This is a genomic window from Kosakonia cowanii JCM 10956 = DSM 18146 (assembly GCF_001975225.1).
Taxonomy (GTDB): domain Bacteria; phylum Pseudomonadota; class Gammaproteobacteria; order Enterobacterales; family Enterobacteriaceae; genus Kosakonia; species Kosakonia cowanii.
Genome location: NZ_CP019445.1, coordinates 3,845,539 through 3,862,082, shown reverse-complemented (window position 1 = coordinate 3,862,082; position 16,544 = coordinate 3,845,539). Strand labels below are relative to the sequence as shown.

At 52.8% G+C, this 16,544-nt stretch carries 12 protein-coding genes and 1 pseudogene; 9 read left to right on the top strand and 4 right to left on the bottom strand.

Annotation, left to right across the window (positions count from 1 at the left end; genetic code table 11):
• Window positions 1-71: 71 nt before the first annotated feature.
• The 7 genes and pseudogenes from BWI95_RS18245 to BWI95_RS18220 all read left to right on the top strand — a co-directional run bounded on the left by BWI95_RS18245 (window position 72) and on the right by BWI95_RS18220 (window position 6,377).
• Window positions 72-2,684 (top strand): type VI secretion system Vgr family protein, encoded by a 2,613-nt coding sequence (locus BWI95_RS18245; protein ID WP_076769988.1) that lies wholly within the window; start codon window positions 72-74, stop codon window positions 2,682-2,684.
• Between the two features lie 70 nt (window positions 2,685-2,754).
• A complete protein-coding gene (locus tag BWI95_RS23390; RefSeq protein WP_167552473.1) occupies window positions 2,755-3,192 on the top strand; it encodes a hypothetical protein in 438 nt (145 codons plus the stop codon).
• 31 nt (window positions 3,193-3,223) lie between these two features.
• Window positions 3,224-3,355, top strand: a pseudogene (locus BWI95_RS24145) (DcrB-related protein); the annotation flags it as partial.
• A 248-nt stretch (window positions 3,356-3,603) separates the two neighbouring features.
• Window positions 3,604-3,939: a hypothetical protein gene (locus tag BWI95_RS18235; protein ID WP_054804201.1), complete on the top strand. Its 336-nt coding sequence runs from the start codon at window positions 3,604-3,606 to the stop codon at window positions 3,937-3,939.
• 89 nt (window positions 3,940-4,028) lie between these two features.
• Complete coding sequence (locus BWI95_RS18230) at window positions 4,029-4,595, top strand: hypothetical protein (RefSeq protein WP_232374390.1); 567 nt, start codon at window positions 4,029-4,031, stop codon at window positions 4,593-4,595.
• A gap of 133 nt (window positions 4,596-4,728) precedes the next feature.
• The gene (locus BWI95_RS23130; RefSeq protein WP_054804200.1) at window positions 4,729-5,829 is read left to right on the top strand and encodes a hypothetical protein; all 1,101 of its coding nucleotides are present in this window, start codon (window positions 4,729-4,731) and stop codon (window positions 5,827-5,829) included.
• 20 nt (window positions 5,830-5,849) lie between these two features.
• On the top strand, window positions 5,850-6,377 hold the full coding sequence (locus BWI95_RS18220) for a hypothetical protein (RefSeq protein WP_054804199.1): 528 nt from the start codon (window positions 5,850-5,852) through the stop codon (window positions 6,375-6,377).
• Between the two features lie 53 nt (window positions 6,378-6,430).
• Here the strand turns inward: BWI95_RS18220 and fumA are convergent, their stop codons facing one another.
• Window positions 6,431-8,080, bottom strand: coding sequence for a class I fumarate hydratase FumA (gene fumA / locus BWI95_RS18215; RefSeq protein WP_076769986.1), 1,650 nt, complete (start codon window positions 8,078-8,080; stop codon window positions 6,431-6,433).
• Window positions 8,081-8,132: 52 nt separating this feature from the next.
• Entirely contained in the window at window positions 8,133-9,638 is a 1,506-nt protein-coding gene (locus BWI95_RS18210) for an anion permease (protein WP_054804198.1), read from the bottom strand.
• Between the two features lie 633 nt (window positions 9,639-10,271).
• On the opposite strand from BWI95_RS18210, the gene BWI95_RS18205 reads away from it, so the two are divergent.
• Complete coding sequence (locus BWI95_RS18205; protein WP_076769985.1) at window positions 10,272-13,049, top strand: flavocytochrome c; 2,778 nt, start codon at window positions 10,272-10,274, stop codon at window positions 13,047-13,049.
• 95 nt (window positions 13,050-13,144) lie between these two features.
• A complete protein-coding gene (locus BWI95_RS18200) occupies window positions 13,145-14,107 on the top strand; it encodes an FAD:protein FMN transferase (RefSeq protein WP_076769984.1) in 963 nt (320 codons plus the stop codon).
• Here the strand turns inward: BWI95_RS18200 and dcuR are convergent.
• Window positions 14,088-14,807 (bottom strand): two-component system response regulator DcuR, encoded by a 720-nt coding sequence (gene dcuR, locus BWI95_RS18195; protein ID WP_054804197.1) that lies wholly within the window; start codon window positions 14,805-14,807, stop codon window positions 14,088-14,090. The genes BWI95_RS18200 and dcuR overlap by 20 nt on opposite strands.
• On the bottom strand, window positions 14,804-16,420 hold the full coding sequence (locus BWI95_RS18190; protein ID WP_076769983.1) for a sensor histidine kinase: 1,617 nt from the start codon (window positions 16,418-16,420) through the stop codon (window positions 14,804-14,806). The genes dcuR and BWI95_RS18190 overlap by 4 nt, the downstream gene beginning before the upstream one ends.
• Between the last annotated feature and the right edge of the window lie 124 nt (window positions 16,421-16,544).

Here is a 16,544-nt window from a genome sequence, read left to right as displayed (position 1 = left end):
TATTAAAACAACAAGCGCACCGATAATTTCAGGTGCGCTTTGACATAGTCGCTTTTGAGGGATTAATCACTATGTTGAACAGAATTACGGTCAAGCTGCCGGTAGACGGCCTGCTTTTCTGGAAACTCACCGGTCGCGAGGCGCTGTCTGAAGCGTTTGCCTTCTCCCTGACGGTGCTGGGCACCGACGCGCGTATCGACCGCAGCCAGCTGCTCGGCCAGCCGGTGACGGTGAATGTGCCGACGCAGGGGATTGCCGGAGGCATGCGCCACTTCAACGGCAAAATCACCCGCGTGGCCGTGAGCGCCACGGAGATGTCCGGGACACGGTATGCGGTCTACCGCCTGACGGTGGAGCCGGACGTGTGGCCGATGAAGCGCGACCGCAACCTGTGTATCTTCCAGGAGCAGACGGTGCCGCAAATCGTGAAGACCCTGCTTGGTGAATACCAGGTGAACCTTGAGGACCGCCTGACGGGAAGCTACCGGAGCTGGGGCTACTGCGTACAGTACCAGGAGAGCAGTTTTGACTTCATCAGCCGCCTGATGGAGCTTGAGGGCATTGCCTACCACTTCAGTCACGAAGCCGACCGGCACGTGATGGTGCTGACGGACGCCGCCACCGAACATCAGCCCTTCAGCGGGTACGAAACCATTCCCTACCACCCGACGCCGTCCGGCGGCAGCACCAGCGAAGAGGGCATCAGCCAGTGGGCGCTGGAGGACAGCGTGACGCCGGGTATCTACAGCCTCGATGACTACGACTTCCGCAAACCGAACGCGTGGCTGTTCCAGGCCCGGCAGAACCCTGCCTCTCCACAACCGGGAAGCATTGACGTCTACGACTGGCCTGGACGCTTTGTCGAGCACGGTCACGGCGAATACTACGCCCGCATCCGCCAGGAGCGCTGGCAGGTGGAGCACCAGCAGATTCAGGCCACCGCCACAGCGACGGGTATCGCGCCGGGCCACACCTTTGCGCTCTACAACGCGCCGTTCTTCAGCGATAACGGCGAGTACCTGACCACCGAGGCAAACTACTTCCTCGAGGAGAACCGCTACGCCAGCGGGTCGGACGGCGAGACGGTGCACCGCACCGACTTCACCGTCATTCCCTCGTCCGTGGTGTTCCGCCCGGCGCCGGTGACGGCGTGGCCGAAAACCCACGGCCCGCAGACGGCGAAGGTGGTCGGCCCGCAGGGCGAGAGTATCTGGACGGATAAATATGGCCGGATAAAGGTGAAGTTCCACTGGGACCGGCAGGCGAAAGGGGATGACACCAGCTCCTGCTGGGTGCGCGTGTCGAGCGCGTGGGCAGGCCAGGGCTTCGGCGGGGTACAAATTCCGCGCGTGGGGGATGAGGTGGTGATTGACTTCATCAACGGCGACCCGGACCGTCCGATTGTGACAGGGCGCGTCTACAACGAAGCGAGCATGCCGCCATGGTCACTGCCCGCTGCCGCAACACAGATGGGTTTCCTTAGCCGCTCAAAAGATGGCTCGGTAGATAACGCCAACGCCCTGCGCTTTGAAGATAAGGCGGGGGAGGAGCAGGTGTGGATTCAGGCCGAGCGTAATCTGGATGTACATGTTAAAAACGATGCTTCACATTCCATTGGCAGTAATCACAGTCATTATGTGCGCAAAAACGAGCTTCATCGCGTTGAAGCCAACCAGATCCATGTCGTAAAAGGGCAAACAGAAAACCTCACCGGAAAAGGCAAACTTGATGCTGCGGTTGAGCAATTTATTATCGCCTCTGGTACGCAGCTTCGGCTGGTCTCCGGTGACAGTGCGATTGAGCTGAACGCTAACGGCAAAATCAATCTGATCGGTAAATCGTTTAACTTTTTTGTTGAAGAGGATGGACATATAACCACCGGCGGTAAATTGCATCTCAACACTGATGGAACACCTGCGCCAACCGCAGCACCGGGGTCGGGTCATAAAGGCGATATTCACACAGCCGTAGAGCGATTTTTCTCTCCGCAAAGTGGGGTAAAACATGCCGCACCAGCGGCAACCGCTACTGCGTCTCCTCCAGCTCAAAAACCGATCGCGAAATATAAAGCACCGCCGCCGCTGAAAGGGGATTATGTTTACAGTAATGAAAAAAGCAAGAAACTCTTTATGCCTTTTAGCGATGGTGTGATAGAGAAAATAAACAGCTCACCTAAAATGCAACAAGATTTGAAAAAATTGCTGGATGATGAGTGGAATATAGCACCAAACGTGCCAGGTTCAGGCTCCTGGACAGATACTGATAACAAACTTATGGTTCTGGATCCAGAACATATGGCGAATGACGATGAGGGTGTTATTACCCTTGCCCACGAATTGGGGCACGCCACTAGCCCTTATACTCAAGATTTAACATCTCGAACCAATTTTGTGAATAGCATGCTCAATGATGAAGGTTATGCCACGTTGAATGAAATTGAGGTTAGGCGAGAAATTTATCACAATATGGGAGTAGATATAGGCTCAGTCTCTGGATCACAAAACGAGATTAAGTATATTAAAATATTTAAAGATATGGATGGCGGTAAGATTACACGTAACGCAGCAAGCAAAGCAATCGGTGAAATATATAGACGCGGAGAAGTTGCTTCCAGTTCGCTTACAGACGAGGTTTATGAGGAACATTATGGCAAGATGTATGATGCTAAAAAGTCGAAACCGTAACCTGGCGAGACTTTTACTTATTAGTACTTCCCTGTCTTTTTCAGCGTGTTTATGTGCAGAAGAAAAAAATATGAATACAGAATCTTTATGGTCACTTGCCTCAGAGCTTAGAAATAGTATCGGTATGAACGCAAACGTTGTTGAAAAAATAACAGGTCAGCCGCTTTCTCGTGTTGATCCAGATAATGACATTCGATTGACAATACCACCATTTAAGCTTGATGACGGTATTCAGATTAATAATTTTATTGTTCGGTTGCATGTAAATTACCCTCACAGTATTAACATCATAAATTTTGATATTGACCAACCCTGTATTTTGGTTTCGCAGGTTGAATCGATTTACCCTCAAATTACCTTATCAAGTGTGCCAAGAAGCAGTGCAACAAATGAGAAATTCAACTGGCTTACTCCAAAGGATGATAAGGGGAATCGCATAATTTTTGGATTTTCTCAATCTACGCCTTCATGTCTTAAAAGCCTCGGCTTCAGACATTATGATAATTAGATTCTAGTACCTATTTTATTCAGGATGAATTATGGAATGCCTGCTACAGGAAGGTTCCTTCTCTCTTTTTCCTGCCAATTGGCAAGATACTAGCATGACTGTGCTTCGCGATAATGATAGTGGCCTTTCGAACATTGTCAGCCGGGGAATCATCCCTACAGGTTTACAACTCGTGGTTTTGACAGATTACCTCCGGCAGCTAAAAGCGCTGAAGTGGAATTACCTAAGGCTGATGAAGCTGTTAAATACTTAAGGAAGGTATTAGATAAGAATGGCCCTCTTTATGATCTTAAAACACAAAGCTTTGTAACCCATGTTTGTGATGTTTTAAGGCACGGTGGGATAGATGATCCAAATGAACCTGGGGCATAAATGAAGTATATTCTGAGGCTTTTAAAATAAGGCTTAAAAATGTTTTCATTATGTCCTGTTCACAACGTTGCCCGAAATGTGACAGTTTCATTGGCTATAAATGAGGCCTTGAAACAAAGCAGGAAACTGCCGGACATAGTCAAGGTGGTAATAATTAAGCCGGATGAGGGGATGAAGAAGGAGTGTATTTTTATTGATCGGGGATTGCTGGTGAGTCAAGGCTTAAATCAAGTTGATGGCATTGTTTTCTATGACAGGGATAAGGCAAACAAAAAGATGAATGATAGAATTACTATAAATAAAATCTCTCATCATCTCTGTAGTGTCTGCCCGGAATGCTTAAAGGAAAATCTTGGCTTAGAGGTGAATGCTTAATAGTTGCCATCAAGAACTTTTAACATTCGTCAAAATTTTCTGCAGAAATACACAGATGATTTCCCAAGGGCTGTTTGTAAATGAATTTTATGATTGATATAAAGTTAAAAACTTTCGCATATTCCGAAGTGAAAACCACATTGTTTATTCGCTCCTTACTTCTTCTCACCACCATTTTTATTTCGACTCCTCTTTATGCAGATGAAAATCTCATCAAACTAAAAGCGTTGAGTGACTTTGCAGACCAGCTCAAAGAGAGCATCGGTCAGGATGTGAATACCGTTGAGCCGATTGTGGGGCACCCACTTGTTCGTTTAAATCCTGCCGATGGATCATGGCTCACAGCCAAACCTTTCAGGCTTAATGGCGGGATTACCTTGTCTAATCTCTCTGTAAGATTGGATCATAAGCGTCCACCGAAGGTTTTTATCATTCACTATGACGTGAGTGATGGGTGTATTTTATTGTCAGACGTTAGAAAGATTTATCCGCAGCTAAAACTATTTAGCGCACCACACGGGCACTCGGTTAATGAAACTTTTGCCTGGATCACCCCTTTAGATAAAAACGGTAATGCGACAGCTTTCGCCTTTCCTTATGCCAAACCGGCTTGTCTTAAGAGCATGACGGTGCGAAATTTTGCCGATGACGTATAACTCCAGTGCGCTTTGTAACACTTAACCGTCGACATTCAATCGCTTTTTATAGATTCATTCACCACCTGTGATGTATTTTGATGCGTGCAATTAAAACATCATAAGAATCAACTTAGGTTGTCAGGGAAAGAGTATGTCATATCACCGTCGCGCCTTTGGCAACGTGCCCTATTACGCTGCTTTATTAACCTGCCTGTTATTTACACTCCCTCATGCTGCATCAGCCGCGATCCAGCTTAACCAGTACGATAAGTTAGACACGGTGGAAGGCATTACTGCCGACAAAGCCGTCGTTGCACAGCTTAAAAAGCTGCTGGGGAATGAGTATGACACTTTCATTTCTAATTTCGATGTATATGGCGAGCCGCACCATACTGCGGAGGGTGGCCTGTTTGTTTCTGGCTGGTTGCAGCATCTTGCTCAGGAGAACGCCTCGGCGTTCGTTATCTATCCTGATGGCCGTTTGTCGGCAGCATGGGTTTTGCCTGACGATAGTGTTGTGAACTACCGGACTAATCATCTCAATGACGGCATCGACAAGGATATTCAACAGTGGGCAAGCCAGCTCGAGGGAAAAACGCTCCCGGATATGGCGCCTCAGACTGCAAGTTTCTCCGGCACCTGGCAGGGGAAGGATAACAACGCCTCAACGCTAAGCCTGAAGTTAACGCAGATGGGCAGCAAGGTCACAGGGACTTACTGTTACATCACGCAGGGGGGGAATCGCATTGATTGCGCTGATGATGATAAACCTAACGTTCTGGGCTCGGTGAAGAATAACGTTGCGACCATCAGTTTCGATTCAAACTTTGGTGCCGTGAATGGTCAGGCGACATTAAAGCTCGAGGGAAGTGCGCTTCGCTGGACTATGACACGAACGCCGGTGAATGGTGAATATTATGCGCCTGAACACTTTGACCTGAGCAAAGAGGACGTCCCGGCGGGTGCGACGACCCGTTTATTACAAACCGCAAAGTTTACCCTCTTTGTCCGCAATAATTGCGGCGCATTCTTGAAGCCGTGCGAGGACGTGCTCTATAACGGCGTGCGCAACAGCGATAACACCACGATTAGCCTGAAGGGGAAAACGTTGCAGGACAGTGCAAACAACGTTACCGGCGCTGAATTCCATAATGGCAACATAATCTATCGCGTCGATTATCAGCCGCCGGGCTTAGTGGTTATGCAGGGCACAAAGGTGCTGGTTAATCAGCCAGCCAAATGGCTGAACTAATGACTCAACGGAACAAAATAATGACCGGACATTTATCCCTTGCAGCGCTGCTGCTGAGTTTCGCCACTTTGGCCGGGGCGCAGCAGGGCCTTGAAGAGCCTGATTTTACGGTAACGCTGAATCAGCAGCCCGTTTCACTGGGTCAGCCATGGAGCGATAAACTCCAGGCGTCGCTGGGTAAGAGCAGCGACGACAGCTTTGTCGGTGAAGTCCCTTTTGGCGACGGTAACTACAAATTTTATCGTCACGTATTTAATGATTTTGATCTCTATAGCGCAAACCTTTGGTGGGACAGCCAGAGCCGAGATTTTGATAGCTATATCGTTGCGCAGATAATCCTGCGAGGAGCGACATCGCATACCGCGCGCGGTATTGCTCCAGGTAGCAGCGAAGACAACGTCACAGAGCTTTATGGGCCTGGTGAAAAAGAGAGTAGCGATGGGGCTGAATGGATTGGCTACCAGCGCGATAACAAGCGAATCTCATTCGAGATCGTTAAAGGCAAAGTGAACTCCATCAACATCAATTACGTTGACGATCGGCAGTAACTGCCCTCCGCGATAAAAGCCCCCGCCAGGTTTCCCTGCCGGGGGCTTTTTCGTTATTGCTGCTTACAGCCCGCGCACTGCTTGTTCTGGATCTGCTGGAAGAAGTCATTTCCTTTATCATCCACCAGAATAAACGCCGGGAAGTTCTCCACCTCTATCTTCCAGATCGCCTCCATGCCCAGTTCCGGGTACGCAACGCACTCCAGGCTCTTAATGCTCTGCTGCGCCAGTACGGCAGCCGGGCCGCCAATACTTCCCAGATAGAAACCGCCGTGTTTGGCACAGGCATCGGTGACCTGCTGGCTGCGGTTGCCTTTTGCCAGCATGATCATGCTCGCGCCATGCGATTGCAGCAGGTCTACGTAGGAATCCATACGCCCTGCGGTAGTTGGCCCAAGCGAACCAGAAGCATAACCTTCTGGCGTTTTTGCCGGGCCTGCGTAGTAGATCGGGTGATCTTTTACGTACTGCGGCAGCTCTTCGCCATTATCAATCAGCTCTTTCAGCTTCGCGTGGGCAATATCGCGCGCCACAATAATCGTGCCGTTGAGCGAAACGCGGGTCGATACCGGGAAGGCAGAAAGCTGGGCGAGAATCGCTTTCATTGGCTGGTTGAGATCGATTTTCGCCACATCGCCTTCACCCTGCTGGCGCAGCGCTTCCGGGATATACTGCGCCGGATTTGACTCCATTTTCTCAATCCAGATCCCGTCGCGGTTAATTTTCGCTTTGATATTACGGTCGGCGGAGCAGGAGACGCCCATACCGATCGGGCAGGAAGCACCGTGGCGCGGCAGGCGGATCACGCGGATATCATGCGCAAAGTACTTCCCGCCAAACTGCGCGCCAAGTCCAAGGTTTTGCGCTTCCTGCATCAACTCCTGTTCCAGTTGAACATCACGGAATGCCTGGCCGTGCTCGTTACCTTCGGTCGGCAGGCTATCGTAGTAGCGGGTCGATGCCAGCTTCACGGTTTTCAGCGTTGATTCAGCGGAGGTTCCGCCAATGACAAAGGCGATATGGTAGGGCGGGCAGGCCGCAGTGCCCAGCGTACGCATCTTCTCCACCAGATAGTTTTTCAGCTTTGCCGGGGTGATCAGCGCCTTGGTCTCCTGATAGAGATAGGTCTTATTAGCCGAACCGCCGCCTTTGGCGATGCACAAGAATTTATACTCGTCGCCATCGATGCTATAGAGATCGATCTGCGCGGGCAGATTGGTACCGGTATTCACCTCTTTGTACATATCCAGCGGCGCATTCTGCGAATAGCGCAGGTTATCCTCGGTGTAGGTGTTATATACCCCACGCGCCAGCGCGGCTTCATCGCCGCCGCCGGTCCAGACACGCTGGCCTTTTTTACCCATGATGATTGCCGTACCGGTATCCTGGCAGGTCGGCAGTACGCCTTTGGCCGCGATTTCGGAGTTACGCAGGAACTGCAGGGCGACATACCTGTCGTTCTCGCTTGCCTGCGGGTCGGTCAGAATGGCAGCAACCTGTTTCTGATGGGAGGGGCGCAGCATAAACGCGGCGTCGTGGAAAGCCTGCTGTGCCAGCAGCGTTAACGCCTGCGGCTCGACTTTCAGTACCTGCTCACCTTCAAACTCTGCGACAGAGACATGTTCGCGGCTCAGCAGATAGTATTCCGTTTCATCTTTTGCCAGCGGGAACGGATCCTGATAAACAAACGGTTTATTCGACATAGCTCATTACTCCACAAAAATAAAACCGCCGGGAAAGCCCGACGGTTATGAATCAGAACATCATGGTAATCCACGGATAGCCAATCAACAGCAGGGCAGCGAGGAAGATGGCACCGAAGATGGTACCCAGACGCCAGTAATCTTTAGTCGGCAGGTATCCGCTACCGTAGTAAATCGGGCTTGGGCCAGTGCCGTATGGGGTGATGATACCCATGACACCCAGCGAGGTGCAGAGCACCAGCACAACGACTTCCATATTGATGCCAGGAATGGTCGCTGCGATGGTTAACATCGCCGGCAGCAGCGCCGTGGTGTGTGCCGTGGTGCTGGCGAAGAGATAGTGCAGCAGATAGAACGCCAGCAGCAGAGCGATGGTTGCCATGCCCGGAGAGATGCCGCTCATCAGCAGGCCACCCTCTTTGCCCAGCCAGGCAATAAAGCCGGTGGATGAGAGGCCATCAGCCAGCGCGACCAGCGTGGCGAACCAGACAAAGGTGTTCCAGGCCGGTTTATTGCTGGTGATATCGTTCCAGCTCAGAACACCGGTCCACAGCATCAGTACCACAACCAGCAGGGCGGCGAGTGCCGGTTCAATAAAGTCGGCGGCAAAAATCCACATCAGCAGCGCACAGCAGACAAAGACCAGCAGCAGAATTTCATTACGGGACATTCTGCCCAGCTTCTCCAGCTCGCGGCTCGCCCACAGCGGGACTTCATCATTCACTTTCACTTCAGGCGGGTAGAACCAGTACGCCAGCAGCGGCATAGTCAGAATCAGCAGCAGACCCAGCGGCAGGAAGGCGATGAACCAGGTGCCCCAGGAGATATTGATCCCGACGATGCTTTTCACCAGCGCCAGCAGGTTAGGCGCAAGGGCAGAAAGGAACATGGAACTGGTGATACAGGCGGCGGTGATGGCCACCCACATCAGGTAAGAACCAATGCGGCGCGCACTCTGATCGTTCGGTTTTGAACCATACAGCGGCGGCAGGTTGGCAATAATCGGATAAATGGTCCCGCCGCTGCGCGCGGTATTAGAAGGCGTAAACGGTGCCAGCAGCAGATCGGCGAAGGTGATGGCATAGCCGAGCGTCAGGCTGCGGCGACCCAGGTATTTAACGAGGATCAGCGCCAGGCGGCGGCCAAACTGGGTCTTATCGTAACCGGCGGCAAACATAAATGCCCCGAAGATAAGCCAGACAGTGGAGTTGCCGAAACCGCTCACCGCCCATTTAAAGGATTGACCGGCCAGCTTAAATTTCGGATCCGCCAGCTGTTCCGGGCTGAAAAGCAGCCACTGACCGCAGAGCGCGATTACCACCACGCCAGTCATGCCGATCACGGCACCCGGCAGCGGCTCGAAGATCAGGCCGACAATGACGCCAACGAAGATAGCAAAATAGTGCCATGCGTAAGGCGGTAAGCCTTCTGGCACCGGAACGAAAAGTAACAGTATGGCCACGATAATGGGTAACGCCATCATCACCAGGCGGTTTTTATTACCGGCCTTTGCGCGCTCTGCAGTAGCAGAAGCTGGGGTTGGAGTTTTCTCTTTCATAGTGAGCATCTACAAGTAGTTAAGAATTCAGAGCGATCGCGGAGTAGAGTGTGGTTTATTTAGTTTCGAAAGATATTTTAGTTATTAAAATCATCTTCTCTTATTCCGCTGATCTTTATTTATCGCAAAATTGGTTGGCAATAAATAACAAAATAAGTCTATTTCTATATTGCCCCTGGTGATGGGATTTCTCTTGATTAAGATCAATAAAACGAAAAGATAGGTGTTTTTTTTAATATCTGGAATACCCACTATGAATGATGTGGTTAATTTCCAGAAAAGCTAAGGAATGTTAAATATTTGTATTTAAAATCAAGGTTGTCACGCTATGATTGTTTGTTAAGTGATTGATAATAATGTCTTTTTAGTGATGTTTACTCGTCATGCAAGATCTCGTAAGGTAATGATTATGTTACCGGTAATTATAAAAATGTGAACGCAATATTTAAAAATGATAATACAGTGGAGGTAGGTCTGTTATTGCAGTGGTTAAATAGTTTTATAACTAACGTAATTAATTTGGTAAATAAAATTCGCGGTATATTAATTACACGACACCAGGATTAATAACCAGAACGAAAATAGATCCGTCACCGAATTCAAGATTTATCAATTTTAGATGTGGAGCTTATTATGACCAGCAACGAACGTATTCTCAGCCCGTTTACATTGCCAAACGGCGTAGAACTAAAAAACCGTTTGTTAATGGCGCCAATGACCACCTGCACGGGCTATTTTGACGGTACCGTCACTAGCGAGTTAGTGGAGTATTACCGCGCACGTTCAGGGGCTATTGGCACCATTATTGTTGAGTGTTGCTTTGTCGACGATCTCGGCCTCGCTTTTCCGGGGGCGATTGGGATTGATAGCGATGAAAAAATCGCCGGCCTGGCGAAGATTGCCGCCGCCATTAAGGAGAAAGGTTCAAAAGCCATTCTGCAGATTTACCACGGCGGGCGCATGGTGGAGCCGAAACTGATCGGTGGACATACACCTATTGCGCCGAGCGCGATTGCCGCACCGCGTGAGGGCGCCGCGACCCCAGTAGCGATGAGCGCTGCGGAAGTGGAAAACATGATTGCCAAATTTGGCGAAGCCGTACGTCGCGCCATCCACGCAGGCTTCGACGGCGTTGAGATTCACGGCGCTAACACTTATCTCATTCAGCAATTCTTCTCTCCTAACTCCAACCAGCGCGACGACGAGTGGGGCGGCAGCCGCGAAAACCGGGCCAGGTTCCCGCTGGCCGTGCTGGATATCGCTCACAAGATGGCGCGCCAGTACGCTGATGATGCGTTTATCATTGGCTATCGCTTCTCTCCGGAAGAGCTGGAAGTCCCCGGCATCCGTTTTGATGACACAATGTTCCTGCTGGAGAAGCTGGCTGCTCGCGGTCTCGACTATCTGCACTTCTCCGTGGGTGCTGCGCTGCGCTCCTCCATTAATGACACGACCGATCCGACACCGCTGATCGAAAAATATTGCGCGTTGCGCTCAGAAACGCTGGCGCAGATCCCGGTCATGGGCGTTGGCGGGATCGTCAACGCGGCGGATGCGGAAGAGGGGCTGGATCACGGTTACGATCTGATGGCGGTGGGCCGAGCCTGCATCGCCTACCCGGACTGGGCTTCACGCATTGCCAACGGTGAAACCCTTGAGCTCTTTATGGACAGCACCCAGCGTGAAGCGCTGAACATCCCCGAGCCGCTATGGCGTTTCTCGCTGGTGGAAGCGATGATCCGCGATATGAGCATGGGCGCGGCGAAGTTCAAACCGGGCGTCTTTGCTGAAACCGTGCAGGATGACAGCACTACGCTGGTGTTCAACGTCAGTCTTGAAACGGACTGTATTGCGGATATTACGCTGGCGGAAGGCCCGCTGGACGATGTCGAGTTTACCAGCAGCTTTGAAGAGATCCGCAGCCGTATCATCGATGCCAACTCTCCGCACGTAGACGCTATCTCCGGCGCAACCAGCCAGAGCGAAGCGGTTAAAAAAGCGGTGTCGAAAGCGATGGTGAAATCGAGTAAAGCGCGGATCGCAGAGGAGGGTGGTGATATCAGCGCGCCGAAAAATTACGATGTGGTTGTTATCGGCAGCGGCGGTGCTGGTCTGGCTGCGGCAATTCAGGCGCACGACGAAGGTGCCAGCGTCCTGATCGTCGAAAAAATGCCGACTATCGGCGGCAACACCATCAAAGCATCGGCAGGGATGAACGCGGCAGAAACCCGCTTCCAGCGCGTAAAAGGCATTCAGGACAGTAAAGCGCTGTTCTACGCTGAAACTTTGAAAGGGGGCGGCGAGAAGAACGATCCTGCGCTGCTGCGCCGCTTTGTTGAACATGCGCCGGAAGCGATTGAGTGGCTGGCACGTCGCGGCATTATGCTTAACGACATTACCACCACCGGCGGCATGAGCATTGACCGTACGCACCGCCCACGCGATGGATCGGCGGTAGGTGGCTATCTGATCAGCGGCCTGCTGCGCAACGTTACCAAACGCAATATCGACGTCATGCTGGACACCTCCGTCGAAGAGATCCTCTTTGACGCCGGCGAAGTGCGCGGTGTACGCCTGCTGACCGAAGAGCAGGAGACCTTGAGCGTTGACGCGAAGAGCGTGATTGTCGCCACCGGTGGCTTCAGCGCCAACAGCGCGATGGTCGTGAAATATCGCCCCGATCTGGACGGCTTCGTCACCACCAACCATAAGGGCGCGACCGGTAGCGGGATTTCGCTGCTGGAACGCCTTGGCGCCGCCACCGTGGATATGGGCGAAATCCAGATTCACCCGACGGTTGAGCAAAATACCTCTTATTTGATTTCAGAGTCGATTCGCGGCGGCGGGGCAATTCTGGTCAATCAACAGGGCAACCGCTTCTTTAACGAGATGTCGACCCGCGATAAAGTCTCTGCGGCCATCATCGCGCTGCCGGAGCACTATGCTTACATCGTCTTTGATGAGCACGTTCGTGCGAAAAACAAAGCGGCGGATGAGTATATTGCCCGCGGTTTTGTCACCAGCGCGAGTTCACCACGCGAACTCGCGGATAAGCTGGGTATGGATTATCATGCCTTCCTCGCCACGCTGGAGCGCTACAATGGCTTTGTTGAAAAACAGCATGACGATGATTTTGGGCGCACCACCGCACTGCGCGCACCGATTAACGAAGGTCCGTTCCACGCTATTCAGATAGCGCCAGGCGTGCATCACACCATGGGCGGTGTAACCATCAACACCGACACTCAGGTGCTTAACAGCGAGCAGCAGGTTATTCCGGGTGCTTTTGCGGCGGGTGAAGTGGTAGGCGGCCTGCACGGCGGCAACCGCATCGGTGGCAACGCGGTGGCAGATATTATCGTCTTCGGTTCGCTGGCGGGGCATCAGGCTGCACTGCGCGCAAAACGGTAACGCATTAACGCAAAATGGCTGCGCCTTATCAGGCCTCTCACTCTCCCTGGCCTGATAAGCGTAGCGCCACCAGTACGCAACAGAAGGAGTATGCAATGTCTGCTAATCCGAGCTGGCGCTACTCAGCCGTGCTGATGGGCTCGCCCATCCTGCTCACGCTCTTTGTCCATGATGAGGCGCTCGCCTCCCGCGTATTCTCCCTGATTAAGCGCTACGAAGATCTTTTCACCGTCAACCGCGCCAACTCTGAAGTGATGGCAATCAATCACGCCGCAGGGCGGCATCCGGTTGCCGTTAGCCGTCCGGTTTTTGAGCTTATCAAATGCGCGAAAGCCGCCAGCATGATGCCTGGCAGCGCCTTTAATCTGGCAATTGGCCCGCTGGTGAAACTGTGGCGAATCGGGTTTAAAGGTGACCGGGTGCCAGAGGCGGACGCGATCGCCGCGCGGTTGCGCATCACGCGCGTTCAGGACGTTGTCCTTGATGATGCCGCGGGCAGCGTTTTTCTTACGCAGGCCGGGATGGAGATCGATCTCGGCGCGATTGCCAAAGGGTTTATTGCCGATCGGGTGCGCGACTATCTGCACCAGCAGGGGGTGAGCGAGGGATTAATCAATCTTGGCGGCAACGTGCAGACGCTGGGAACGCCGCAGGAGCGGTGGTCGATCGGCGTGAAAAAGCCGTTCGCACAGGCGGATGCGCTGATTGGCACGCTTGAGGTCGCCAACCAGTCGGTAGTCACTTCCGGCACCTATGAGCGCTATTTCGAGCAGGACGGCCGACGCTGGCATCATATCCTCGATCCGCGCAGCGGCTACCCGCTGGAAAATGAGCTCGACAGCGTGACCATCATCTCCAGCGACTCACTCGATGGCGATATCTGGACCACGCTGCTCTTTGGCGTCGGCGTCGAGAAAGGGTGTGAGCTTCTGAAACAGCGCGAGGATATTGAAGCGCTGTTCGTCACCAAAACGCATGAAGTGATCCTCTCTTCCCGCCGCCACTTCAGCTACACCCACGTTGACGACAGCTACCGGTTTATTGACTGTACTGCTTGAGCAGGCTGTACTGCTCCGCAATAAGCTGATAGCGATAGACCGGCCGACCGGTCGCACCATAGTGGATGGTGGTGTAGAGAATATTGATCTGCGCGAGCCAGATCAGATATTTACGGCAGGAGACGCGGGAGATATTGACCGCATTCGCCAGCTCATCCGTCGAAAACTCAATCCCCGGATGGGCATCGATCCACTGGCAAATGGTGCGCAGGGTCTGGGCAGTGAGCCCCTTCGGCAACCGACGGGTGTCTGCAACTTCCGGCGCGCCGCCGTGCAGCAGGCGATCAACATCCGACTGCTCATAGTAGGGGTGCGCATCCATCAGCTTGCGCTTCTCGCGCCAGGTGGTAAGCGCCTCTTCAAAACGCGGGAACTGGAACGGCTTAATCAGATAGTCGACCACACCGTAGTGCAGTGAGGTCTGAATGGTGGCGGCATCGGCAGAAGAGGTGATCATAATCACGTCGATAGCCCGCCCGCTGGCGCGAATAATCGGCAGCAGATCGAGACCGCTGTCCTGCTGCATATAGACATCCAGCAGCACCAGATCGATCTCAAGCAGCGGATTATTCACCATCTCCTCCGCCTGACGCAGCGTTGACGCCGTGCCGCAGCACTGAAAACCGGCTATCTGCGCCACATACATGCGGTTCAGCTCGGCAACCATGGCATCATCGTCAACAATTAATACATTTATCACGCGTTCTTCCTTTCACTATCCCACGGGAGATGGACAAAAAATTGGGTAAATACACCGGGTTCAGATTCCACGCTCACGGTGCCGCCAAGTTCAGCCAGCTGCTGGCTGGCGAGGAAAAGCCCGACACCGCGGTTTTCACCCTTGGTAGAGAAGCCTTTGCGAAAGATAGCCTCGATATTGCCCGGCGCAATACCCGGCCCGTCATCGCTCACTTCACCAGCCAGCCAGCCATCCTGGTAATGCAGGAACAGACCGACTTCACCCTCCTGCTGGCCGCTCATCGCATCGAGCGCATTTTCAATCAAATTACCAAGCACGGTAACCAGCACCGTCACCTGTTTCTCATTCGGGTTATCCGGCACGTGGCTCTCATCGGCCAGCGTCAGGGTAAAACCACACTCTTTGGCCCGGTTGATTTTACCGAGCAGAAAACCGGCCACCACCGGCGACTTGATCTGATGCTGGATCGCGCCGATATCGCTCTGGTAGTTCTGGGCCGTTTGCAGCACATACTCCTGCAGCTTGTCATAGCGCTTCATATTTAACAGACCGAGGATGACATGCAACTTGTTCATGAATTCGTGCGAGGTGGTTCGCAAGGCATCGACATAATTGACCATACCATCGAGTCTTTGCATCAACTGGCTCACCTCGGTCTTATCGCGGAAAGTACAAATCGCGCCGATAATACTCTCCTGGCTGCGTACCGGTACGGTGTTACTGAGCAGCAGACGACCATTGCACCCCAGCTCGCGATCGAAAATAGGTGTGCCGGTCTGCAACACGCTCAGCAGATCAGCAAGCAGAGGTTGATGGGTGCCTGCGCCCTGCGCCGTACTGCTGAGTAACATCCGCCGCCCGGCATGGTTCAGCAGCGTCACGCGCCCGTCGGCATCGACCGCCATTACTCCCTCTTTAAGGGACTGCAACATCGCCTGGCGCTGTTTAAACTGGGCTGAAATCTCATACGGCTCAAGCCCGAGCAGAATCCGCTTTAACACCCGCACCACTTGCCAGACGCCAACAAAGCCCACCAGTGCGCTGAATATTAAAATCCACATCGCCGCCTGGCGGCTACGGCTGACCTGCTCGTCGACCTCGCTTAACGAAATGCCGACCACCACGACGCCAATCTGCTGGTGGCGCTCATCATAAACCGGGGTAAAAACGCGCAGCGCCGGCGCCAGTACGCCGCGGTTCACTGCGGCATTCTCGTGGCCCTTTAACGCAGGCTGCAGATCCTCGCCAATAAAGTTCTGCCCGATCATGCTGGCATTCGGGTGCGCGTAGCGAATGCCCTGCATATTAGTCACCACCGCATAGAGCAGATCGTTTCGCGCCGCCACCGCCTGCGCAAGAGGTTGAATAACATTGCTATTGGGTGGCAGGAGCAGCCCGCGCCTGATTTCCGGGGCATTGGCAAGGGTACGCGCCACTGCGAACCCGGTTGCTTTCACGCCGTCGCGCGTGGCGTTGCTTATCTGCCAGAACCAGAGGGCGCAAGCCAGCAGCAGCACGGAACCCGTCACGCTGCACACCATAAGTGTAACCATGGTGCCGAACTTCATTGGCCGTTTGCGCGGGGAGGTCGCCGTGGGCGCTATTTGAGTCATGCCGAACCCGAATTATTCAACTGAGAAAAGGTATTATCGCCGATGGGCGGCAATTCATAAAGCCGCGTGATAAATGAGGAAAAATAGTCGCGCCGGGAAGCGTGACCCCACTCGCAAGCAGCAA